Genomic DNA, 23,998 nt, shown 5'->3' on the forward strand with positions numbered 1-23,998 from the left:
GTTGCTTCCTTCCGGGTCAGCTTCGCCGCTCGCGCAGCGAGAGGGAGACGGCCACCAGGATGATCGCGCCGCGCGCCATCATCTGCTGGGACACGGACAGGCCGGCCAGGATCAGGCCGTTGTTGAGCATGCCCATCAGCAGGCTGCCCAGCACCGCGCCGACGATCGAGCCCTTGCCGCCGAAGAGGCTGGTGCCGCCCACGATCACGGCGGCGATCACGGACATCAGGTCGGCCTCGCCGAGGGTGTACCGGGCGCCCTGGAGGCGTCCGGCGTACAGCAGGCCGGCCAGGGCGGCGCACATCGCGCTGCCCATCAGCACCATGATCTTGACGCGGATCACCTTGATGCCGCTGACCCGGGCCGCCGCCACGTTGTCGCCGATGGCGAGCGTGTGCGCGCCGTACCGGGTCTGGCGCAGCACCAGGTACCCGACCACCGCCGCCGCCACCGACCAGAGCACCAGCCCGGGGATGCCGAGGATCTCGCCCTGGCCGAAGAAGGAGAGGAACGCGTCGTTGCTGACCGGCACCGACTGCAGGCCGGTGACCTCGCGGGCCAGGCCCGCCACCGCGCCCATGGTGGCGAGCGTGACCAGGAAGGAGGGCAGCCGGACCAGGGTGACGAAGACGCCGTTCACCAGGCCGACCGCCGCGCCGGCGGCGAGACCGGCGGCCACGCCGAGCAGCATGCTGTCGGTCTCCCGCAGCGTCACCGCGCCGACCAGCGCGGAGAGCGCGACGACCGAGCCGATCGACAGGTCGATCTCGCCGGCGGCCAGCACGAAGACCAGCCCGACCGCCATGATCGTGATGGGCGCGGTCTGGATGACGATGTTTGTGAGGTTGCTCGTGGTCAGGAAGCCGTTGCTGCCCTGGGTGACGGCGAAGAACAGGAACACGACCGCGAAGCCGATGTAGACCACGTAGTCGCGCCAGTTGATCCGGCGCCAGGCCGGGGCGGCGCTGGTCTTCACCGCCGCATCGGTGTGGGTCATCTATCGTCCCTCCGCTGTCTGGAAAGAGGTGGTCGTGCCGTCGTGGACGCCGGCCTCCCGGCAGGCCACCGCGACGGCGCCGAGCAGGCCGGCCCGGTCGCCGAGCAGGCTGGTCTTGATCAACGGAACGCCCGTGCTCAGCGCGGCGACCCAGCGCCGGACCGGCTCGACGAGCTCGGTCCGGGAGCCGATGCCGCCACCGAGGATCACCGCCTCCGGGTCCAGGACGGCGGTGACCGCGACGACCGCCAGGGCGATCAGCCGGGCCTCCTCGTCGATGGCCGCCAGCGCGACCGGATCGCCGGCGGCGGCCCGGTCGAAGACGTCGGGCACGCTCGCCTGCTCGCCGGACACCGCCCGGTACCGGGCGGCGAGGGCGGCGCCGGCGACTGCCTCCTCCAGCGCGCCCTTCACCTGGTTGCCCGGGTCGAACGGGTCGGTTCCCAGCGGCAGGTAGGAGATCTCCCCCGCCGCGCCGCGCGCGCCCCGGACCAGCTCCCCGTTCAGCACGATGCCCATGCCGACTCCGGTGCCGACCGCCACGAACACGAAGTGCCGGTGGGTACGCCCGCTGCCCAGCCACCGCTCCCCGGCGGCGGCCATGTTGACGTCGTTGTCCAGCACGACCGGGTGCCCCAGGCGGCGGGTCAGCTCGGCCCGCACGTCGAGCGCCTCGAGGTCGGAGACGTTCGGCGACAGCTCGATCGCGCCGGTCGCCGGGTCGGGCACGCCGGGCAGGCCGATCGCGCTGGCCCGCACGTCGGACCAGTCGACGCCGGCCCGGGCGGCCAGTTCGCGCAGCAGCGTGTCGATCTGCGCGGCCACCGCCGTGCCGCCCCGGGGGTCGGTCGGCTGCACCTGCTCGCTCACGACGAGACCGTCGAGGTCGGCCAGCGCGGCCCGCAGCTTGGTGCCGCCGAGGTCGACGCCGGCGACGTAGCCGGACGGACGCGGATGCGCGGCCATCAGCCGACCGTCAGGAGTCGGGCCGGGTTGGCCGCCAGCATCTGGTCGATCGCCTCCGGCGGCACACCGAGGCGGGTGAGACCCGGCACGATCTCCCGGCCCAGGTAGGAGTAGCCGAGCCGGCCGTGCGTACGCGGGTTCAGGTACGCCTCCGCGCCGGTCAGGTCCATCGAGAGCAGGATCCGGTCGGCGTACCCGTCGCGGACCAGCCCGGCGAGCATGTCGAGCCGGGCGCGGTCGGGCCGGTGGTACGCCCGCTTGCCGAACTCGCCCTCCGGCGGGTTCTCCGGCAGCGGGGCGAGCACGAAGTCCCAGAACTGCTTGCCGAGCGTGTCGAAGGCGATGTTGACGCCGGTGGCCAGCACCGCCCGCAGGTAGTCCGGGTCGGGGTTGATGTCCAGGTGGCCGATGACGACGCGGGAGGGGTCCATCTTCTCCTCGCGCAGGATCTCGACCTGCTCCAGCGCCATGGTGCCGTGCGTGGTGTGCGTGTTCAGCGCCAGGCCGGTGGCGACGGCGGCGCGGGCGGCGGCACGCAGGCACTTCTCCTCGTGCGCGGTGATCTCGTTCAGCCCGGTGGCCTGCTCGCCGAAGATGCCGACCTTGATCCCGGTGTCCCCGACACCGACGGTGGCGTCGGCGACGAAGCGTTCCCGCATCTCGTCGACGCTCGCGCGCAGCGCCCAGCCGGGCGAGTACGGCTCCAGGTAGATCGCCGATCCGGCGACCACGTGCAGGCCGGTACGCAGTGCCACCTCGCGCAGCAGCGTCACGTCGTGACCGACCACCTCGTACGGGGACAGGTCCACGATCGTGCCGAAGCCCAGCTCGGGCAGGTCGCGTACCGCCCCGGCGGCGAGGTCCGCGCGGTCGTCGGCGACGCCGCCGGACAGCCACGGCCCGGGCACCAGCGCGCCGAGGTGCTCGTGACTCAGCACCCGGCCGAGCGACTCGGGAGGCACCGGTCCGAGGACTGTCTGGACGTACCCCATGTGCTTCTTCCTCTCGTCTCGCGGTGCTCGCGGACCCGGCGGTGGGCCGGACCGCGCCCGGCGTCAGTTGCCGAGCACCTCGGCCGGGGGCTCCTGGCCGTAGTCGTCGCGCCAGGCGTCGGCGATGTTGTCCTTGGTCGCGGCCATCGGCGATCCGACGACCAGCTCCGGGGCCTTCTTGCCGAGCAGGCCGTACGCGGCGACGACGCCCAGGTTCTGGCCGAGCCGGGTCGAGCCGTTGGCGACGATGCCGGCGACGTTGCCGCCCTTGACCATGTCGGCGGCGAGGTTCGCCTCCAGGTCGTTCGTGACGATCTTGACGTCGGTGCGGCCCTGCTGCCGGGTCGCGGCGAGCACGCCCTCGGCGGCGGTGGCCCAGGCGACGTAGACGCCCTTGAGGTCGGCGTGGCGGGTCAGCATCGCGGTGGCGATGTCCTCGGTACGCGCCGGGTCGGAGAACCCGGCCTCCTCGACGATCTCGATGTCCGGGTAGAGGTAGCCCAGCCAGTCCTTGAACGCCTTGTCCCGCTGGTTGGTGAACCAGAAGTCGGCGTCGTGGTAGACGTAGCCGACCTTGCCCTTGCCGCCGAGCGCCTTGCCGAGCATCTCCGCGTTGGCCTTGCCGAACGCGGTCAGGTCGGCGGTGACGATGCCGACGATCTGCTGCCCGGACTTGTAGTCCTTCGGCGGGGTGGTCATCACGACAAGCTTGACGCCGGCGTCCACGGCAGGCTTGAAGGCGGCGGCCGCAGCGGTCGGGTCGACGGCGATGGTGACGATCAGGTCGGGCTTGAGCGCCAGCACGGTCTGCACGTTGTTGGCCTGCCGGGCGGCGTCGAACTCGGCGCTGGTGCTGGCGAGCACCTTGATGCCGAGCTGGTCGAACTCCTTGCGGACGCCGGACTCGACGGCCTTGGTCAGCGCGGAGCCCTCGTGCCAGACGAAGGCGGCGGAGTAGTTGCCGTCCTTGACCTTCTGCCGCTCCTCGTCGGTCAGCGAGAGCTGGTCGGCGGCGGTCGGCGTCTCGCCGCCGGGGCCGACGAACGACAGGCTGGGTTCGGTACGCGGGCCGCTCGACGCGCCGCCGCTCCCGGAGGTCTCGTTCGAGCAGGCGCCGACCATGAGCGCCAGAGCGCAGAGCGCGCCGAGGGCGGCGCCACGTCTACGGCTGAGAATCATTGCTCTTCCCTTCACAGCAACGGGGTCCGGAACCGGGATTCCGGACTGACACGGGGGTCCGATGCGACCGGCACGGCGCGTACGGGGGCACGCGCCGCCTCCCTGGGCCGGCGACCTCTATTTCCGTTCAGGGTGAAAGTATTATCGCGGTCATCACAGTCCGTCAAGAGCGCTGGTCAGAGATTCGACCCACTCGGTTCGACCGTCACCACCGGCCTCACCTCGGAATTCAGCGGGATCCGTCGCCCGGGTGCGGGCCGGAAGACGACATGGTCCGGGTGGTTGCTCATCCAGCGGCGTGGCTTTAACATTCGGGCGGAAAGAAAATCGGCGGAGGTGGGCGTGGAATCTCGAGCACCACGGGCGGCGAACCGGTCCACAGTGCTGGCCCACGTGCTGACCCACGGCCCGGTGAGCCGCACGGCCATCGGCCACGAGACCGACCTCTCCCCCGCCACCGTGTCGCGGATCGTGGAACAGCTGCTCGACGAAGGGCTGCTGACCGAGACCGACGGCGCACCCACCACCAACCGGGGCCGCCGGGCGACCCAGGTCGCGATCGCCGCCGGACGCGGCGTGGTCTGCGGCGTCGACGTCGGCGGCTCCAACGTCCGGCTGGTGGTCGCCGATCTCGCCGCCCGGCCGCTGACCGGCCGGACCGTGCCCACACCCGCCGACTACGACGCGCCCCGGCTGGCCCAGTGGCTGGCCGACCTGATCATGCGGACCGTCGGCGCCGACCGGGAGCGGCTCGACTGCGTAGCGGTGGGCCTGCCCGGCGCCGTCCGGCAGGGAGACCGCGCCGTCTCCAACGCCCCGAACCTGCCCCAGGTGGAGGACCCGCTGTTCCTGCGGCTGCTGGAGAAGCACCTGGGCGCCGCGGTCGAGGTCGACAACGACTCCAACTACGCGCTGCTCGGGGAACTGCGCTTCGGCGCCGCCCGGGACGCGCAGACAGCGGTGATGCTCACCATCGGGGCCGGACTCGGCGCCGGCGTCGCCATCGACCGCCGGCTGTTCCGGGGCCGCAGCGGCCTGGTCGGCGAGTTCGGCCACCTGCCGGCCGGCCCGCTCGGCGCGCCGCTCGAACGGATCATCAGCGGGTCCGGCATCCTCGCCCGCGCCCGCGAACTCGGCCTGTCGTTCGACAACGCGGCCGACGTGTTCCGCTCGGCCGACCCGCGACTGGCGCCGGTCAAGCAGTACGTCGAGCAGGCGCTGCTGGTGGTCCTCACCGCGGCGGTGGTCGCCTACGAACCGGAGGTGATCGTCCTCGGCGGCGGCGTCTCCCACGCGCTCACACCCGACCTGGTCCGGCTACGCGGTCGGCTGCACGAGATCGTGCCGGCCGCCGAGGCGGCAGTGCACGGCGCGGAACTCGGTGACCTCTCCGGCGCGCTGGGCGCCGTGGTCGCGGCGCTGCACACCGCGTACCGGCGGCTCGGGCTCGCCGAGGCGGACCTCGCCCGCGTTCCCCAGCCGGACGCCCTCGCCGGCTGCGACCTGCCGGCCCTGGCCGACCACTCCTGAGCAGGCGGCAGCGCCCCCGCCGGGCGCTGCTGTGAGCGTTCACCCGGCGGCCGGCCCGCTCCTTCTCCGGAACCGACCGGTTGAACATGTTATCGATAACCTGCTATGTTCCGGCACGGGAGCGAAGGGCACGCTCCCCGTCACCCCCGCAATCGGCACGGCGCACGAGGGTCCCCTCGCCGTCCGGCCGATCGGTGACCAGTCCGGGCCGCTCCGCCGATGCACGCCGACGCAGGCGGCCACCGGACGACTTCGGCCCAGCCGCACGCACGGCTCCGCGCCCTCTTCGCAGGCGACGTCGGCATCGACGGACGGCCCGGCCTGCACCACCACCCAGGGCAAGGAGTCCAGCAATGGCGAAACGAACATCCCTTCTCTCCTCCGTCGCCGCCGCGGCCGTGCTCCTCGCGGCGGCGGCCGGCGGCGCGCTCAGCGCCGACCTCGGCGAGACGGCGCAGGCGTCGACAAACGGCACGCTCGCGGCGACCGCCGGCTGCGGCAAGGCGCCGACGCTGTCCAGCGGAACGCGCACCATCTCCAGCGGCGGGCAGAACCGCAGCTACATCCTGCGCATCCCGGACGGGTACGACCGCAACCACCCGTACCGGCTGATCTTCGGGTTCCACTGGCTGAACGGCTCGGCCAACAACGTCGCCTCGGCCGGCTACTACGGCCTGCTGCCGCTGTCGAACAACAGCACGATCTTCGTCGCGCCGCAGGGCATCGACAACGGCTGGGCCAACACCAACGGCCGGGACCTGACGCTGTTCGACGACATCTCCCGGCAGATCGAGAACGACCTCTGCGTCGACACGTCCCAGCGGTTCGCGCTCGGCTGGAGCTACGGCGGGGCGATGAGCTACGCGGTGGCCTGCGCCCGGCCCAACGTCGTCCGCGCGGTCACCGTCATCTCCGGCGCGAACCTGAGCGGCTGCAACGGCGGCACCCAGCCGGTCGCCTACTTCGGCATCCACGGCATCTACGACAGCGTGCTGAACATCTCCATGGGCCGCTCGCTGCGCGACACGTTCGTCCGGAACAACGGCTGCACCGCGCAGAGTCCGCGCGAGCCGAGCCGGGGCAGCCTCACCCACATCACCACCACGTACTCCGGCTGCCGCGAGGGCTACCCGGTGCAGTGGGCCGCGTTCGACGGCGACCACACCCCCAGCCCGGTCGACGGGTCGTCCAGCCCGAACGACTCCCGGACCTGGACCTCGGGGGAGATCTGGCGGTTCTTCAGCCAGTTCGCGTCCACCACGCCGCCGACCACGGCGCCGCCGACCTCCGTGCCGCCGACCACGCCGCCGGTCACCACCGCACCGCCCACGACGCCGCCGGTCACGACCCCGCCGCCTGGCGAGCCGGGCGCCTGCACCGCGACCTACCGGACCGTGAACACCTGGCCGGGCGGCTTCCAGGCCGAGGTCACCGTGGCCAACAACGGCGCCACCACGCTCAACGGCTGGACCGTACGCCTGACCCTGGCCTCCGGCCAGGCGATCAGCAGTCTCTGGAACGGCGTCAACACGGGCACCTCCGGCTCGGTGTCGGTCCGCAACGCCGACTACAACGGCACGGTCGGCGCGAACGGCTCGACCACGTTCGGGTTCACCGCCACCGGAAACGGGGCCACCGCGCCCAGCGGAGTCAGCTGCACCAGTCCCTGATCTCCGTACCGCCGAACCCCCGCACGGGGAGCCGGGCCGTGGGTGGCACGCCGCCGCCCTCGGCCCGGCACCGCCGGGACAACTGAGGTCCCGCCGGACGCCGGGATGTGCTCTAATTAACCCTGGTCGATGTTCGCGCTAACATTTACGACCCCACAGGCCACCACCACCGACATGTCGGGGCCGCCGCCACACCACTGTTAGCGCTTACGCCGACGGCCATCCACAACTCGCGAGGCACCGTGCCGGACGGTCGGGTGCTCGCGCGTATCCGAGGAGCCGTCATGGTGATCCCCCGTCCCCGGTCCGTCCGATCCGGACCACCGCGTATGACCATCTCCGCCCTGGTGCTCGTCCTGGCCGTCGCCGGCGCCGCCGTGGCCGCGCAGACCCGAAGCGCCGTGGCCGCCCCCGGGCCCGGCTCCATCGTGGGCGTGCAGTCCGGCCGCTGCGTCGACGTCCCCAACGGCAGCACCACGAACGGCACCCAGGTCCAGCTGTACGACTGCACCGGCGGCACGCCGCAGAGCTGGACGTACACGTCGGCGAAGCAGCTCACGGTGTACGGCAACAAATGCCTGGACGCCAACGGCCAGGGCACCAGCCCGGGCACGACGGTGATCATCTGGGACTGCAACGGCCAGGCCAACCAGCAGTGGAACATCACCTCGGCCGGCACCGTCACCGGTCAGCAGTCCGGGCTGTGCCTGGACGCGACGAACGCGGGCACCGCCAACGGCACCAGGATCATCCTGTGGACCTGCAACGGACAGGCAAACCAGCGGTGGAACGTCTCGACCACACCGTCGTCACCGCCGCCCACCTCGACGCCGCCGCCCGGCGGCCGGCCGTGCGACATCTACGCCGCGGGCGGCACCCCGTGCGTCGCGGCGCACAGCACCACCCGGGCGCTGTTCTCGGCGTACGGCGGCAACCTCTACCAGGTCCGCCGCTCCTCGGACAACGCCACCCGCAACATCGGGCTGGTGAGCGCGGGCGGCTACGCCGACGCCGCTGCGCAGGACGCGTTCTGCTCCGGTACGAGCTGCGTGATCACCGCCGTGTTCGACCAGTCGGGACGCGGTAACGACCTGTGGTACCAGGGCTCCGCGCAGGTCCCCGGCTCCACCTCCAGCCGGCCCGCGAACGCGACGAGCGAGTCGCTGACGGTCGGCGGCGCCCGGGCGTATTCCCTCTACATCAACCCTGGGAACAGCTACTGGCGGGACGGCCACCTGACCGGCGTCCCCACCGGCTCCGCCCCCGAGGGCATGTACATGGTGACCAGCGGCACCCACGTCAACAGCGGCTGCTGCTTCGACTACGGCAACAGCGAGACCACCCGCAGCGCCGACGCGGCGGGGGCGATGGACGCGATCAACTTCAGCACCAGTTGCTGGTTCGGCGGCTGCTCCGGCAGCGGCCCCTGGGTGCAGGCCGACCTGGAGTGGGGTCTCTACCCGGGCGGCAGCCAGTCCTGGAACCCGAACCAGCGGGCGTTCACCAACCGGTTCGTCACCGCCACCCTGAAGAACAACGGCACCTCGCGGTTCGCCATCAAGGGCAGCAACGCCCAGTCCGGCGGCCTCTACACGCTCTACGACGGGTCGCTGCCGGCCGGTTACAGCCCGATGCGTAAGCAGGGCGCGATCATCCTGGGCAGCGGCGGCGACTGCTGCAAGCCCGGCGGCGGCGCGAACCTCAGCGCCGGCACCTTCTACGAGGGCGCCATGGTCGCGGGCTATCCGTCCGACGCGACCGAGAACGCCGTCCAGGCCGACATCGTCGCCGCCGGCTACCGCTGACCGGCGAGCCACTCGGCGACCACACTCCGCATCTCCCGAAAGGACTCGTCATGTCCGAGCCGAGATGGATACGCCGACTGCTGGCGGCGTTCGCCGTCACCGTCCTGGCCGCCGCCGGCGGCCTGATCCTCACCGCCGGCCCCGCACAGGCCGCCACCTCGATCACCGTCAACGGCGCCTCCGGCGGCCAGACGTTCGACGGGGTCGGCGCGGTCAGCGGCGGCGGCGGCAACAGCCGGCTGCTGATCGACTATCCGGAGCCGCAGCGCGGGCAGATCCTGGACTACCTGTTCAAGCCCGGATACGGCGCCGCGCTGCAGATCCTCAAGGTCGAGATGGGCGGCGACACCAACTCCACCAGCGGGTCCGAGCCGAGTCACGAGCACGTCCGGGGCGATCTCAACTGCAACCGCGGCTACCAGTGGTGGATCATGGAGCAGGCCAAGGCCCGCAACCCCGCCATCAAGCTGGCGGCCCTGCCGTGGGGCGCTCCCGGGTGGATCGGCAACGGCAACTTCATGTCCCAGGACATGATCAACTACTTCGTGGACTGGCTGGGCTGCGCGCGGCAGCACAACCTGACCATGGACTACATCACCGCCGCCCAGAACGAGAAGCGGACGGACGCGAACTGGACCATCAGCCTGCGCCAGGCGCTGAACGCCAACGGCTACAGCGGCGTGAAGATCATCTACGGGGACGACTACCCCGGTAGCTGGGGCCCGGCCAACGCCGTCGCCGGCAACGCCACGCTGCGCAACAGCATCGACGTGCTCAGCGGCCACTACCCGTGCGGCTACCTCAGCGCGCAGACCACCTGCACCGTGTCCTCGACAGCCACCTCCACCGGCAAGACGCTGTGGAACAGCGAGGGCGGCTCGCAGGACTACAACGACGGCGCCAAGCCGCTGGCCCGCGGCATCAACCGCGGCTACATCGACGGCCGGATGGTCGCCTACCTCAACTGGGACCTGATCGCCGCCATCACGCCGAACCTGCCCTGGTCCACGGTCGGGCTGATCCTGGCCAACCAGCCCTGGTCCGGCTGGTACTCGGTCGGCAAGAACACCTGGGCGCTGGCCCACACCACCCAGTTCACCGCACCCGGCTGGCGCTACCTGGACTCGGCCTCGGGCTACCTGGGCGGCAACCGCAACAACGGCAGCTACGTGTCGCTGCGCTCGCCCACCACCGGCGACTACAGCACCGTCATCGAGACCATGGACGCCACCGCGGCCCAGCAGGTCACCATGACCGTCACCGGCGGGCTGTCCACCGGCCAGGCGCACATCTGGGCCACGAACCTGAACTCGACAAACCCGAACGACTTCTTCGTCCGCACCGCGGACGTCACCCCGTCGGGCGGGTCGTTCACGTTCACCGCCCAGCCCGGCCACCTCTACACCGTCACCACCACGACCGGGCAGGGCAAGGGCACCGCCACCAGCCCGGCGCAGGGCTCGCTGGGCCTGCCGTACCGCGACGACTTCGACAGCTACGCCAGCGGGCGGTTCCCGAAGTACCTCCAGGACATGCAGGGCGCGTTCGAGATCGTCGGCTGCGGCGGCGGCCGGTCCGGCATGTGCCTGCGCCAGATGTCCGCGCAGGCGCCCATCACCTGGAAGACCCTCGCCGACCCGGCGACCTACGGCGGGAACCTGAGCTGGGGCAACTACACGGTCTCCGCCGACGTCCTGCTCGAACAGTCCGGCTACGCCCAGATCCAGGGCCGCGTCGGCAGCACCAACCTGGACCCGATCGGCCGCTACAACGCCTACTTCCTGCGGGTCACCGACGCCGGCGCGTGGTCCATCCTGCGCAACAACACCGCCGGGCAGCTCACCACGCTGCGCAGCGGGAACGTCGCGGCGCTCGGCACCAACCGCTGGCACAGCCTCGCGCTGGGCTTCGCCGGCACCACCATCACCGCCACCATCGACGGCGCCACCGTCGGCACGGCCACCGACTCCACCTTCGGCTCCGGCCAGGTCGGCTTCGGCACCAGCCAGGGCGAGACCGCGCAGTTCGACAACCTGTCGGTGGTCGCCGGCCCGGGTGGCAACCCCGGCGGTACGAGCGGCGCGTGGCTCAACCCCAACTCCAGCCGCTGCCTCGACGTGCCGAACCAGTCCCAGACCAACGGCACCCAGGTGACGTTGTGGGAGTGCAACGGCGGGACCAACCAGCAGTGGACGGCGACGTCGAGCCGGCAACTCCAGGTGTACGGGAGCAAGTGCCTGGACGCCGAGGGGCAGGGCACCTCGTCCGGCACCCGGGTGATCATCTGGGACTGCAACGGCGGCGCCAACCAGCAGTGGAACGTCAACACCGACGGCACGATCACCGGCGTCCAGTCCGGACTGTGCCTGAGCCCGAACGGCGGCGGGACCGGCAACGGCACCTCGATCATCCTGTCCGCCTGCACCGGCGCGAACAGCCAGAAGTGGAGCCGGGCGTGACGGCCCGACCCTCGCCGACCACACCATCCGCCGCGGCGCGGCCTACCCCGGGAGATGACCTGTGACGTCAACGCTATGGAGAACCGACCGCCGGACCAGACGATGGCTCGCTCTGGCGGTGACCATGCTCGCCCTGCTCGGGCTGGCCCCGGCCATCGCCGGCGGGCTGAGCCCGACCGCCGCCCGGGCGGACAACCCGATCGTGCAGACCATCTACACGGCCGACCCGGCCCCGCTCGTGTACAACAACCGGGTCTACCTGTACACCGGCCACGACGAGGACAACTCGACCTGGTTCACCATGAAGGAGTGGCGGGTCTACTCGTCCGACGACATGGTGAACTGGACCGACCACGGATCGCCGCTCAGCCTCGCCACGTTCAGCTGGGCCAAGCAGGACGCGTGGGCCGGCCAGGCGGTCCACCGCAACGGCAAGTTCTACTGGTACGTGCCGATGGTCGTGCGGGCCACCGGCCAGATGGGCATCGGGGTGGCGGTGGCGGACAGCCCCACCGGGCCGTTCCGGGACGCCATCGGGCGCCCGCTGGTGAGCAACGGTGAGATCGACCCGACCGTGTTCATCGACGACGACGGCCAGGCGTACCTGTACTGGGGCAACCCCCGCCTGTGGTACGTCAAGCTGAACGCGGACATGATCTCGTACTCGGGCAGCCCGACCCAGATCCCGCTGACCGCGGCGGGATTCGGCGCACGGACCGGTGACGCGAACCGGCCGACCCTCTACGAGGAGGGTCCGTGGGTGTACAAGCGCAACGGCCTCTACTACATGGTCTTCGCGGCCAAGTGCTGCTCGGAGTTCATCGCCTACTCCACCGCGCCCGGGCCGCTGGGGCCGTGGACGTACCGCGGCACCGTCATGCCCACCCAGGGCAGCAGCTTCACCAACCACCCCGGCATCACCGACTACAAGGGCGGCTCGTACTTCTTCTACCACAACGGCGCGCTGCCCGGCGGCGGCGGTTTCACCAGGTCGGTGGCGGTGGAGAAGTTCTCCTACGGCGCTGACGGCTCGATCCCGACGATCAACATGACCACCACCGGCGCGCCGCAGATCGGCACGCTCAACCCGTACATCCGGCAGGAGGCCGAGACGAGCGCCTGGGCGTCCGGCGTGGAGACCGAGCCGGCCAGCGGCGGCGGGATGAACGTCGGCTTCATCGACAACGGCGACTACCTCAAGATCAAGGGCGTCGCCTTCGGGTCCGGCGCGACCTCGTACACCGCCCGGGTGGCCTCCGCGGGCAGCGGCGGCACCATCGAGCTGCGGCTGGACGGCACCAGCGGCCCGGTGGTGGGCACCTGCCGGGTGTCCGGCACCGGCGGCTGGCAGACCTGGGCCGACACGACCTGCGCGGTCAGCGGCGCCACCGGCACCCACGACCTCTACCTGCGGTTCACCGGCGGCAGCGGCTCGCTGTTCAACATCGACCACTGGCGGTTCACCCCCGCCGGGAGCACGCCGCCGCCCACCGACCCGCCGACCACCACGCCGCCGCCGATCGATCCCCCGCCGACCACTGCGCCGCCCACCACGCCGCCGCCGGGCGGTGGCGCCTGCACCGCCACCTACCGCACCACGAACTCCTGGTCGGGCGGCTTCCAGGCCGAGGTGACAGTCACGGCCGGCACCGCGGCGCTCAACGGGTGGTCGGTGCGGTGGAACCTGGCCGGTGGCCAGAGCATCAGCCAGGTCTGGAGCGGCACGCTGAGCACCAGCGGCTCCACCGCGACAGTCAGCAACGCCGCGTACAACGGCTCCGTGCCCGCGTCCGGCTCCACCACGTTCGGCTTCATCGCCAACGGCTCGCCGACCACCCCGTCCCTGACCTGCACCACCCCGTGAAAGGAGCACACATGCGTACCACTGTGCGGAGATGGCTCACCGCGGGCGCCGCGCTCGCCGTGCTGGCCGCCGGTGTGCTGACGGCGACCGGACCGGCGGCCGCCGAGTCCAACGGCGGCACCCGCGTGATGCCGCTCGGTGACTCCATCACCGAGGGCACCCAGGTGCCGGGCGGCTACCGGATCGGCCTGTGGCAGCGGCTGGCCGGCGGCGGCTACCGGGTCGACCTGGTCGGCTCCCAGTTCAACGGGCCGGGCAACCTCGGCGACCACGACCACGAGGGCCACCCCGGCTGGCGCATCGACCAGATCGACGCCAACATCACCGGCTGGCTGAACGCCTACCAGCCGCGCACCGTGCTGCTGCACATCGGCACCAACGACATCCTGCAGAACTACAACGTCTCCACCGCGCCGAACCGGCTCTCCTCGCTCATCGACCGCATCACCAACACCGCGCCGAACGCGGACGTGTTCGTCGCGCAGATCATCCCGCTCGCCAACTCCGGCCAGGCGGCGGCGGTACGCACGTTCAACGCCGCGCTGCCCGGCATCGTGCAGTCGAAGGTGAACGCCGGCAAGCGCGTCCACCTGGTCGACCAGTACTCGGCGCTGACCACCGCCGACCTGATCGACGGCATCCACCCGACCGCCACCGGCTACGACAAGATGGCGGCGGTCTGGTACCGGGCGTTGCAGTCGGTGTCCGGCAGCATCGGCACCCCGGGCAGCGGCGGCGGCACGTACCAGAACGTGCAGCTCGTCGGCGCCGGCTCCGGCCGGTGCCTGGACGTGCCGAACGGCAGCACCACGAACGGCACCGCGGTGCAGCTGTACGACTGCTGGGGCGGCACCATGCAGCGCTGGACCTACACCTCGGACAAGCAGTTGCAGGTGCTCGGCAACAAGTGCCTCGACGCCAGCGGACGGGGCACCGCGAACGGCACCAGCGTGATCATCTGGGACTGCAACGGCCAGCCCAACCAGCAGTGGAACCTCAACGCCAACGGCACGATCAGCGGCGTCCAGTCCGGGCGCTGCCTGGACGCGGCGGGCTACGGCACCGCCAACGGGACGAGGATCAACCTCTGGGACTGCCACGGCGGCACCAACCAGCAGTGGAGCGCACGCGCCTGACCGGCGTGCGACGGGCTCCCCGGCGGCGTCCGCCGGGGAGCCCGTCCGGGCGGCGCCCGCCGCATGACCAGCGGCGGGCCCGGCGGGTACGTAGAGTGAGAGCCATGTCGAAGCCGCCGCTGCCCGAGCCCGCCGTCGCCATGCTGGGCAAGCCGAATCCCGCCGTCATCGCCACGCTTCGCGACGGCCAGCCGGTGTCCGCGGCCACCTGGTACCTCTGGGAGGACGGCCGCGTCCTGGTGAACATGGACGAGGGCCGCCGCCGGCTGGCACACCTGCGCAGCGATCCCCGGGTCTCCCTGACCGTGCTGGACGAGGGGAACTGGTACACCCACGTCAGCCTGATCGGGCGGGTGGTCGAGCTGCGCGACGACGAGGGCCTGGCGGACATCGACCGGATCTCGCAGCACTACACCGGGCGGCCGTACCCCCGGCGGGACCGCAAGCGGGTCAGCGCGTGGATCGAGATCGAGCGCTGGCACGGGTGGGGCGCGCACAAGGACAACAGCCAGACCGGCTGACGGCGCCCCCACGATGTCCGACCCATGCGGAAGAGTGTCGGGCATGAGTGAGCCGTACGACCCGAAGGCAGCGCTGCACCACTACCTGCGCGCGATCCGGGAGAATCTGATCTGGAAGCTCGACGGGCTGAGCGAACGCGAGGCCCGGCTTCCCCGCACCGCGACCGGCAACAACCTGCTGGGGGTGCTCAAGCACTGCCTGAACGTCGAGGCCGGCTACTTCGGGCCGACGTTCGGCCGCGAGTTCCCCACACCGGCGGAGCTGGTCGCCACCGAGACGTTCGACGCCGACCCGCAGGCCGACTGGTACGCCCGCGAGGACGAGACCAAGGACGGGCTGATCGACCTGTACCGCCGCGTCGCGGCGTTCGCGGACGAGACGATCGACACGCTGCCGCTGGACGCGCCGGGGCGGGTGCCGTGGTGGCTGCCCGGCCGGCAGGACGTGACGCTGCACCAGGTCCTCGTGCACGTCTGCGTCGACCTGGCCCGGCACGCGGGGCACGCCGACATCCTGCGCGAGCAGCACGACGCCGCGATCGGGCTGGGGCAGGAGAACCGGAACGTCCCCGAGGGCTACGACTGGCCGGCGTACGTCGACCGGCTGTCGGCGCTCGCCGACCGGTTCGCGTAGGCGGTTTTCCGGTAATGCGGCCGGAAGTTTCAACCACATTTCGGACAGTGGATCGACAGGACCAGCAGCATCGTGAAGCATCTATCCCATGAAGATCCGGCCCGCCGTCGCCCCGCCGACCGCTGAGGACACCGGTCCCGAGCAGCCTCCCGCCGACCGGCCCTCGGACGACCGCCCCTCCGACGAACGGCCTGTGGACGGCAGACGCCGATGGCGGCCGAACCCGGAGTGGACGCTGGCGATCCTGGGCAGCCTGCTGCTGGCGGTGGTGCTGACCTGGCCGACGATGCGGCACCCGGCGACCACCATCCCCGGCGACCTGGGCGACCCCACGTTGCAGGCGTGGCAGGTCGCCTGGTCGGGGCACGCCCTGCTCAACGACCCGGCCAACCTCTGGCACTCGAACACGTTCTTCCCGGAGCGCTACACCTACGCCTACAGCGACACGCTGCTCGGCTACGCGCCGTTCGGGATGGTCGGCTCCGGCTTCGAGGCCGCCGTGATCCGCTACAACGTGCTCTACGTGCTGCTGCACGCGCTGGCGTTCCTCGGGGCGTACGCGCTGGCCCGGCAGCTCGGCGCGAACCGCTGGGGCGGCGCGGTCGCCGGGATCGCGTGGGCGTACGCGCCCTGGCGGCTGGCGCACTCCGGCCACCTGAACATCCTGTCCAGCGGCGGGATCGCGCTGGCCCTGGCGATGCTGGCCCGGGGTCACGGCTGGTCGCTGCGCCACGGCTACCGGCCGGAGCGCCGCCGTCCCGGCTGGGCGGTGGCCGGGTGGCTCGTCGCCGCCTGGCAGGTCACGCTCGGCTTCGGCATCGGGCTGCCGCTCGTCTACTTCCTGCTGGCCGCCGTGCTGGTGGCGGCCGGCTGCTACGGCTGGTCCTGGTGGCGCAAGCGGGAGCGTCCGCCGTTCGGCCGCCGGCTGCTGATCGCGGACCTGGCCGGCGGCGCCGTGTTCGGCGCCGTGACGCTGCTGCTCGGCCTGGTCTACCTGCGCGTCGTCGACCTCAACCCGCAGGCCGTCCGCTCGCTGGACTGGACCAAGATGTTCTCCCCTCCGCTGATCGGGTTCATCACCGCGCCCGGCGACTCGTGGCTGTGGGGGGAACGGCACGCCGCCGCCCGGGAGCAGCTGACCTGGCCGCCGGAGATGGCGCTGCTGCCCGGGATGACGCTGATCGGGCTGGCCGCGGCGGGGCTGTTCGTCTCGTCGTTCCCGGTGCGGCACCGGGTCGCGCTGGGGCTCGGCGTGCTCGGCACCGTGCTGCTCGGCCTGGGCGCCACCCTCGGCGGGGACGGCGACCCCGGCTATCTGACGCTGTCCACGCTCCTGCCCGGCTGGGACGCGCTGCGCACGCCGGGCCGGATGATGCACTGGACCAGCCTGCTGCTGGCGGTGCTGGCCGCCGGGCTGGTCACCGCGCTCGCCGAGTCCTGGCACCGGCCCTCGGCCCACCGCTGGTCCCGGGCCGTGGCGCCGCTGGTCCTGCTGGTGCCGCTCGCGCTGGTGACGCTGGAGGGCGTCAACCGCACGCCGCACCCGGTCGTGCCGACGCCGCCGGCCGCGATGCGTACCGCGCCGGAGCCGATGCTGGTGCTGCCCGCCGGCGGGATCGGCGACCTGAACTACATGCTCTGGTCCACCGACGGGTTCCCCCGGATCACCAACGGGCTCGGCGGTTTCGAGCCGGTCACCCAGGCGCAGACCCGGGTCGCCGTGGCGACGTTCCCCGACGCGGGCAGCGTGGCGTACCTGCGCGGCATCGGCGTCCGGTCGGTCGTCGCGGTGCCGAGCCGCGCGGCGGGCACGCCGTGGGAGGGCATCGAGAACCGGCCCGTTGACGGATTGGGCATCACCCGGGAGGACCTCGATGGCACGCTCGTCTACCGGCTCTGACGCCGCCGGCGCCGGAGGCCCGCGCCCGGGCGCCGGGCCGGGCGGGACGACGCCGATGCGGCTGTCGGTGGTGGTGCCCTGCTTCAACGAGGAAGAGTCGGTGGAGCGGCTGCACGAGATGCTCAGCACCGCGCTCGCCGAGCTGCCCGACGTGGACGTCGAGGTGGTGTACGTCGACGACGGCAGCGAGGACGGCACGCTCGCGGCGCTGCGCCGGCTCGCCGCCGCCGACCCGACGGTCTGCTACACGTCGCTGAGCCGCAACTTCGGCAAGGAGGCGGCCATGCTCGCCGGGCTGCACCGGGCCACCGGCGACGCGGTCGTCATCATGGACGCCGACCTGCAGCATCCGCCGCGCCTGCTGCCCGAGATGGTCGCGCTCTACCGCCAGGGCTTCGACCAGGTGATCGCCCGCCGCGACCGGCGCGGCGACCGGTTCATCCGGATGGTCGCCTCACGCTCGTTCTACCGCCTGGTCAACTGGTGGATAGACGTCCGCCTGCTGGACGGCGCGGGTGACTTCCGCCTGCTGTCCCGGCTCGCGGTGAACGCGATCCTGGCGATGCCCGAGTACAACCGCTTCTCCAAGGGCCTGTTCTCGTGGATCGGCTTCCGCACCGTGGTGGTGGCGCACCGCAACGAGAGCAGGCAGGCGGGGCGGAGCCGGTGGACGTTCGGCAAGCTGTTCAACTACGCGTTCGACGGTCTGCTGTCGTTCAACAACCGGCCGCTGCGCCTGGCGATCTACGGCGGGCTCTTCCTCACGCTCATCGCGGTGGGCTACATGGCGTGGGTGGTCGCCGACGCCGTGGAGAAGGGCATCGACGTGCCCGGTTACACCACCATCATCGTCAGCGTGATCGGCCTCGGCGGGATTCAGATGATGATCCTGGGCGTGATCGGCGAGTACATCGGCCGGATCTACTACGAGACCAAACGCCGGCCGCACTATCTGGTGCAGGAGACCGAACGTCCGGTCCCGGAGACCGGCGGCCCGCCCCGGCTGCCGAACCAGCGCGCCGCGTGGTCCACCGACCGGGGTCCACGTGCGGCGCCGGCTTGGGAGGATCCGTCCCGAGATGCCTCCCGGCGTCACGGGGGCGGGGAATCGATGAGCGGCGACACCGGCTGAACGACGGCGATCGGTGTGCGCCGATCAGCGCACCATTGTTCTCTTTTCGCAGGTGGCGGGGGGTTGCTATCGTCGCCCGCGACGCCGGAGAACGGCGCCGAGGAAAGGGTTGCGATGGGGCTGATGGACAAGCTCCGGGGCGAGCTCATCGACATCGTCGAGTGGCTGGACGACAGCCGGGACACGATCGTCTGGCGGTTCCCCCGGTATCAGAACGAGATCAAGATGGGCGCCAAGCTGGTCGTCCGGGAGTCCCAGACGGCGGTGTTCGTCAACGAGGGGAAGATCGCCGACGTCTTCCCGCCGGGAACGTACACGCTGGAGACCCGCAACCTGCCGATCCTGTCCACCCTGAAGGGCTGGAAGTACGGCTTCAACTCGCCGTTCAAGGCCGAGGTGTACTTCGTCAACACCCGGCAGTTCACGGACATGAAGTGGGGCACCCAGAACCCGGTGATCCTGCGCGACGCCGAGTTCGGCGTGGTCCGGGTGCGGGCGTTCGGCGCCTTCGCGGCGCGGGTGGTCGACCCGGCGCAGCTGCTGCGTGAGCTGGTCGGCACCGACCCGCAGTTCCGCACCGAGGAGGTGCAGGAGTACCTGCGGCAGCTGATCGTGGGCCGGCTCGGCGGCGCGCTCGCCACGGCCGGCGTGCCGCTGCTGGACCTCGCCGCGCACCAGGACGCGATCGGCCGGCGGCTGGCCGCCGTGCTGACCGAGGAACTGGCCGAGGTCGGTATCGCGATCCCCAAGTTCGTCATCGAGAACGTGTCGGTGCCGCCGGAGGTCGAGCAGGCGCTGGACAAGCGGACCAGCATGGGCGCGGTCGGCGACCTGGACCGCTACACCCGCTTCCAGGCCGCGAACGCGATGGAGGCCGCGGCGAACAACCCGGGCGGCGAGGCGGGCGCGGGCATCGGCCTGGGCCTGGGCATGGCGATGGGCCAGCAGATGGCCCGGACGATGGGCGGCGGCGGGGCCACGCAGCCGGCGCCGGCCCCCGCGCAGCCGTCGGCCGCGCAGCCGGGCGCCGCCGAGCCGCCGCCGCTGCCGGGCCAGGCCCAGTGGTACGTCGGCGTCGGTGGCCAGCGGCAGGGCCCGTACGACCTCGGCGGGCTGGCCGAGCAGGCGGGCGCCGGCGCGCTCGGCCCGGACACGCTGGTCTGGCGTGCCGGGATGGCGCAGTGGCAGCCCGCCGGACAGGTGCCGGAGCTGGCGTCGGTGCTGGCCAGCGTCCCGCCGCCGCTGCCGCCGCAATGAACGCACGTCAGCGGGTGAGTCGTCCCCGCACCGGGCAGGTGCCGGCATGAGCGACACGACTGTCTCCCCGCCCTCGTACCGGTGCGGGGGTTGCGGGGCCCGGGTGGAGTTCGCGCCGGGCACGACGACGCTCAGTTGCCCGTACTGCGGGCACCGGCAGGAGATCGCCGGCGCGGGCCGCGAGGTGCGCGAGCACGCGTACGCGGATCTCGCGTCGCTGCCCCGCAAGCCGGTGGCGAGCGTCGGGGCGCACACGTTCGTCTGCCCGGGCTGCGGGGCCCGGACGGAGAGCGACGTGCTGGCGCAGCGCTGCCAGTTCTGCGCCACGCCGCTGGTGGCCGACGCCGCGGCGGGCGAGCTGATCGCGCCGGAGGCGGTGCTGCCGTTCGCGGTGGACCGCAACGGCGTACGGACGGCGCTGGGCCAGTGGTGCCGCAGCCGCTGGTTCGCGCCGGGGAGCCTGAAGAAGGTCAGCGAGGCGGAGACGCTGAAGGGCACGTACCTGCCGCACTGGACGTTCGACGCGCGGACCGTGTCGGACTACCGGGGTCAGCGGGGCGAGTACTACTACGTCACCGAGACGTACACGGTGACCGTCGACGGCAAGCAGGAGACGCGGACCCGGCAGGTGCGGCACACCCGGTGGCATCCGGCCGCCGGCACCGTCAGCCGGGACTTCGACGACGTGCTGGTGCCCGCCACCACCCACCTGCCCACCGAGCAGCTGGACAAGCTGGCGCCGTGGCCGCTGACCGAGGCGGCCGCGTACCACGGCGACTACCTGGCCGGATACCAGGCGCTGCGGTACGACACCGAGCCCGAGGCGGGCCTGACCGAGGCGAAGGCGCGGATGGCGCCGGTCATCGAGGGGGACTGCCGGTCGGACATCGGCGGTGACGAGCAACGGGTGTCCGCAGTGGACACCACGTACTCCGACGTGTCGTACAAGCTGATCCTGCTGCCGGTGTGGATCGCCGCGTACCTGCACGCCGGCCGCTCGTACCAGGTGCTGGTGAACGCGCGCACCGGCGAGGTGATCGGTGAGCGGCCGTACAGCGCCGCGAAGATCGCGGCGGCGGTGTTCGCCGCGCTGGTGCTCGTCGCCGTAGTGGTGGCGCTCATGATGAACCGTTAGCGTCGCCGCGCTGTCGTACGCCCACGGGCCACCGGTATCCGTTACCGGTGGCCCGTGCGCATCGCGCGAGGAGTCTGACCGAGCGGCCGATTCGCCGCCGCGCCGATCCGCCGCAGAGTGAGGGAACGACCACCGGCCGAGCGGCGGAGGGCAGCCCCGATGGACTCACTGCGCAAGACGTCGCTGGTCGCGGGCGGGTTCTACCTGCTCACCTTCGTCTCGATCCCGACCCTCACGCTGTACGCCCCGATACGCGAGGCGGACTACATACTCGGCGGCACGCCGGACACCCCGGTCGTCGTCGGCGGCGTCCTGGAGGTGATCGTCGCCCTCGCCTGCATCGGCACCGCGATCGCGCTGCACCCGGTGCTCAAGCGGCAGGGTGAGGCGCGTGCGCTGGGCTTCGTCGCCGCCCGCGTGCTGGAGGCCGCCGGCATCTTCATCGGCGTCGCGAGCATCCTGACCCTGGTCGCCCTGCGGCGGGCCGGCGCCGAACCGGACGCGCTGGTCACCGGCCGGACACTCGTCGCCTTCTACGACTCGGTGTTCCTGCTCAGCCAGGCGCTCCTCCCGGCCGTGAACGCCCTGCTGCTGGGCTCCCTGCTCTACCAGTCCCGCCTGGTGCCGCGCATCCTGCCGGTGCTCGGGCTCGCCGGGGCGCCGCTGCTCGTCGCCTCCGATCTGGGCACGCTGTTCGGCGCCTGGGACCGGCTGTCCCCGGTGGCGGCGGTCGCCGCGCTGCCCATCGCGGTGTGGGAGTTCTCGCTCGGCGTCTACCTGGTCGTCAAGGGCTTCAAGCCGGTCACGGACGGCACGGTCGCGCCCCGGCCGGTCCAGGACGCCACCGTCTGAGCCGGTCAGGCCCGCGCGCCGCCGTCGACCCGCAGCACCGTACCGGTGACGAAGGAGGCGCGGTCGCTGAGCAGCCACGCGGCGGCCTGGGCGATCTCGTCGGGTTCGGCGGCCCGGCGCAACGGGCTGGCGGCGGCGAGCCGCTCGATGATCCCGGGTGACTCCGCGTCCCAGGCGCGCATCATCTCGGTGAGCGTGCTGCCCGGGGCGATCGCGTTGACCCGGATGCCCTCCGGGCCGTAGGTGATAGCCGCGGATTCGGTGAGGCTGTTCACCGCGCGCTTCATCGCGCCGTACGCGGGCAGCGCGGGGTTGCCCATCAGGCTGCCGACGCTGGAGTTGTTCACGATCGCGCCGGTGCCGGCGGTGGCCCGGATCGCGGCGACCTCGGCGACCATGGCGAGCCACGGTCCCTTGAGGTTGACGGTGTAGAGGTGGTCGAAGTCCTCTTCGCGCACCCGGTCCATCGGTCCGGGCGGCACGATCGTCGCGCCGTTGTTGAAGGCGACGTCGAGGCGGCCGTACACCTCGACGACGCGGTCCACGGCGGCGCGCACGCTCGCCGCGTCGGCCAGGTCGCAGACGACGTACTCGGCGGTGCCGCCGGCGGCCCGGACCTGTTCGGTGACCGCCTTCAACTGTTCCTCGGTCCGGGCGGCGAGCAGCACCCGGGCGCCCTCGGCGGCGAACAGCCGGGCCGCCGCGGCGCCGATGCCCCGCCCGGCGCCGGTGATGAACGCGACCTTGTCTGCGAGCAGGCCCTCAGTGGTTCGTGTGGTGTCCATGCGGCAAGCCTGCGGCCGGGCGCGGAGCCCATCCAGGCACCGGCGGTACCTGGCTACCAGCCGCCGTGCACGGGCACACTGGGGTCGTGGACCGACGTGAGCTGGCAGTGTTCCTGCGCAGCAGGCGGGAGCGGATCGCCCCGGCCGACGTGGGCCTGCCCGCCGGGCGGCGTCGCCGCACCCCGGGGCTGCGCCGCGAGGAGGCGGCGCGGCTGGCGTTCATCTCGACCGAGTACTACACCCGGCTGGAGCAGGGCCGGGCTCCGCGTCCGTCGCGGGAGGTGCTGGCCGGGCTGGCCCGCGCGCTGCGGCTGTCCGACGCCGAACGCGACCACCTCCACCACCTGGCCGGGGAGCCGCCCGCGCCGCCGCCCGGGCCACCCCGGGAGGTACGGCAGAGCGTGCTGGACCTGCTGCACCGGCTGCCGCAGGCGGCGGCGTTCGTGACCTCGGCGACGTTCGAGGTGATCGCCTGGAACGACCTCGCGGCGGCGCTCATGGAGGACTTCTCCGCGGTGTCCCGGCGGGATCGCAACCTGGTCCGTCGGGCGTTCCTCGGCCCGCACCTGATGTACGGCGTGTCGGACGCGAGCGAGTTCGCCCGCCACTCGGTCGGGCGGCTGCGCGCCGCCGCGGCCCGCTATCCGGACGACCCGGAGATGGCCGCGCTGATAGCGGACCTGCTCGCCGGCAGCGCGGAGTTCGCCCGCCTGTGGGCCTCCCACGACGTCGGCGGCGCGCGGACGCTGTGCAAGACGTTCCGGCACCCGCTGGTCGGGCCGGTGACTGTGAACTGCGACGTCCTCGACATCACCGACCGCGACCAGCAGGTGGTCATCTACACCGCCACGCCCGGCTCGCCCTCGGAGGAGGCGCTGCGGCTGCTCTCCGTGATCGGCACCCAGCGCATGACCGCCGAGCGCTGAGCCCGCGCCGAGCCGGCCCTCCACGGGCCGCACCGGCTCGGGGCAACGGGCCGATCTCGGCGAGAATGCGGGATGCGCGTTCCGAATAGCGAGATGCGGGAAGATCTTGGTACGAGAGCGCCCCTACAGGGGCTGTCATGTCCCGGGACATGTGTCAACGGGAAGTCCCGATAGATGTGTCAGGGGTTGTGGATCGTGGGGGTGGGGGTGAGGGGGATGTAGTTCTTGTCGGGGTTGAGGTGGAGGTAGCCGATGGGT

Annotated in this window: 19 protein-coding genes; 14 read left to right on the top strand and 5 right to left on the bottom strand. The window is 71.9% G+C overall.

The genetic code is table 11. The features are described 5' to 3' along the window. Positions 1–16: 16 nt before the first annotated feature. The 4 genes from KBX43_RS17325 to KBX43_RS17340 all read right to left on the bottom strand — a co-directional run bounded on the left by KBX43_RS17325 (position 17) and on the right by KBX43_RS17340 (position 4,134). Positions 17–997: an ABC transporter permease gene (locus KBX43_RS17325; RefSeq protein WP_030499606.1), complete on the bottom strand. Its 981-nt coding sequence runs from the start codon at positions 995–997 to the stop codon at positions 17–19. Continuing rightward, positions 998–1,963: an ROK family protein gene (locus tag KBX43_RS17330; RefSeq protein WP_210885494.1), complete on the bottom strand. Its 966-nt coding sequence runs from the start codon at positions 1,961–1,963 to the stop codon at positions 998–1,000. After that, positions 1,963–2,955: a phosphotriesterase gene (locus KBX43_RS17335; protein ID WP_043325210.1), complete on the bottom strand. Its 993-nt coding sequence runs from the start codon at positions 2,953–2,955 to the stop codon at positions 1,963–1,965. The genes KBX43_RS17330 and KBX43_RS17335 overlap by 1 nt, the downstream gene beginning before the upstream one ends. Positions 2,956–3,018: 63 nt before the next feature. Beyond that, positions 3,019–4,134: a substrate-binding domain-containing protein gene (locus tag KBX43_RS17340; RefSeq protein WP_043325211.1), complete on the bottom strand. Its 1,116-nt coding sequence runs from the start codon at positions 4,132–4,134 to the stop codon at positions 3,019–3,021. A 342-nt stretch (positions 4,135–4,476) separates the two neighbouring features. Here KBX43_RS17340 and KBX43_RS17345 point away from each other — a divergent pair, with 342 nt between their 5' ends. From KBX43_RS17345 to KBX43_RS17405, 13 genes are all read left to right on the top strand, one after another. Continuing rightward, positions 4,477–5,664 (top strand): ROK family transcriptional regulator, encoded by a 1,188-nt coding sequence (locus KBX43_RS17345; protein WP_187692475.1) that lies wholly within the window; start codon positions 4,477–4,479, stop codon positions 5,662–5,664. Between the two features lie 353 nt (positions 5,665–6,017). Then, complete coding sequence (locus KBX43_RS17350) at positions 6,018–7,334, top strand: cellulose binding domain-containing protein (protein ID WP_043325212.1); 1,317 nt, start codon at positions 6,018–6,020, stop codon at positions 7,332–7,334. Positions 7,335–7,663: 329 nt separating this feature from the next. Further along, a complete protein-coding gene (locus KBX43_RS17355; RefSeq protein ID WP_043325214.1) occupies positions 7,664–9,139 on the top strand; it encodes an arabinofuranosidase catalytic domain-containing protein in 1,476 nt (491 codons plus the stop codon). A 50-nt stretch (positions 9,140–9,189) separates the two neighbouring features. After that, on the top strand, positions 9,190–11,598 hold the full coding sequence (locus KBX43_RS17360) for a ricin-type beta-trefoil lectin domain protein (protein ID WP_069090013.1): 2,409 nt from the start codon (positions 9,190–9,192) through the stop codon (positions 11,596–11,598). Between the two features lie 124 nt (positions 11,599–11,722). Then, positions 11,723–13,462, top strand: coding sequence for a family 43 glycosylhydrolase (locus KBX43_RS17365; protein WP_210885550.1), 1,740 nt, complete (start codon positions 11,723–11,725; stop codon positions 13,460–13,462). 11 nt (positions 13,463–13,473) lie between these two features. Then, positions 13,474–14,598 (top strand): RICIN domain-containing protein, encoded by a 1,125-nt coding sequence (locus tag KBX43_RS17370; protein ID WP_043325219.1) that lies wholly within the window; start codon positions 13,474–13,476, stop codon positions 14,596–14,598. A 104-nt stretch (positions 14,599–14,702) separates the two neighbouring features. After that, positions 14,703–15,119: a PPOX class F420-dependent oxidoreductase gene (locus tag KBX43_RS17375; RefSeq protein ID WP_030499597.1), complete on the top strand. Its 417-nt coding sequence runs from the start codon at positions 14,703–14,705 to the stop codon at positions 15,117–15,119. 43 nt (positions 15,120–15,162) lie between these two features. After that, positions 15,163–15,753: a DinB family protein gene (locus KBX43_RS17380; protein WP_113973288.1), complete on the top strand. Its 591-nt coding sequence runs from the start codon at positions 15,163–15,165 to the stop codon at positions 15,751–15,753. Positions 15,754–15,841: 88 nt separating this feature from the next. Next, the gene (locus KBX43_RS17385) at positions 15,842–17,653 is read left to right on the top strand and encodes a hypothetical protein (protein WP_187692477.1); all 1,812 of its coding nucleotides are present in this window, start codon (positions 15,842–15,844) and stop codon (positions 17,651–17,653) included. Positions 17,654–17,708: 55 nt separating this feature from the next. Continuing rightward, positions 17,709–18,785, top strand: coding sequence for a glycosyltransferase family 2 protein (locus tag KBX43_RS17390; RefSeq protein WP_223201151.1), 1,077 nt, complete (start codon positions 17,709–17,711; stop codon positions 18,783–18,785). Positions 18,786–18,899: 114 nt separating this feature from the next. Continuing rightward, on the top strand, positions 18,900–20,042 hold the full coding sequence (locus KBX43_RS17395; RefSeq protein ID WP_030499593.1) for an SPFH domain-containing protein: 1,143 nt from the start codon (positions 18,900–18,902) through the stop codon (positions 20,040–20,042). Between the two features lie 46 nt (positions 20,043–20,088). After that, complete coding sequence (locus tag KBX43_RS17400) at positions 20,089–21,177, top strand: hypothetical protein (protein ID WP_043325226.1); 1,089 nt, start codon at positions 20,089–20,091, stop codon at positions 21,175–21,177. Between the two features lie 159 nt (positions 21,178–21,336). Then, positions 21,337–22,029: a DUF4386 domain-containing protein gene (locus KBX43_RS17405; protein WP_069090016.1), complete on the top strand. Its 693-nt coding sequence runs from the start codon at positions 21,337–21,339 to the stop codon at positions 22,027–22,029. Between the two features lie 5 nt (positions 22,030–22,034). Here KBX43_RS17405 and KBX43_RS17410 read toward each other — a convergent pair whose 3' ends face one another. Continuing rightward, positions 22,035–22,814, bottom strand: a complete 780-nt coding sequence (locus tag KBX43_RS17410; protein ID WP_104115323.1) for an SDR family NAD(P)-dependent oxidoreductase — start codon at positions 22,812–22,814, stop codon at positions 22,035–22,037. 86 nt (positions 22,815–22,900) lie between these two features. Between KBX43_RS17410 and KBX43_RS17415 the strand changes: the two genes are divergently transcribed. Beyond that, positions 22,901–23,740 (top strand): helix-turn-helix transcriptional regulator, encoded by an 840-nt coding sequence (locus tag KBX43_RS17415; protein ID WP_064447392.1) that lies wholly within the window; start codon positions 22,901–22,903, stop codon positions 23,738–23,740. Positions 23,741–23,998 lie beyond the last annotated feature (258 nt).

The sequence above is a fragment of the Micromonospora sp. C41 genome (assembly GCF_018070485.1).
Lineage (GTDB): Bacteria > Actinomycetota > Actinomycetes > Mycobacteriales > Micromonosporaceae > Micromonospora > Micromonospora chalcea.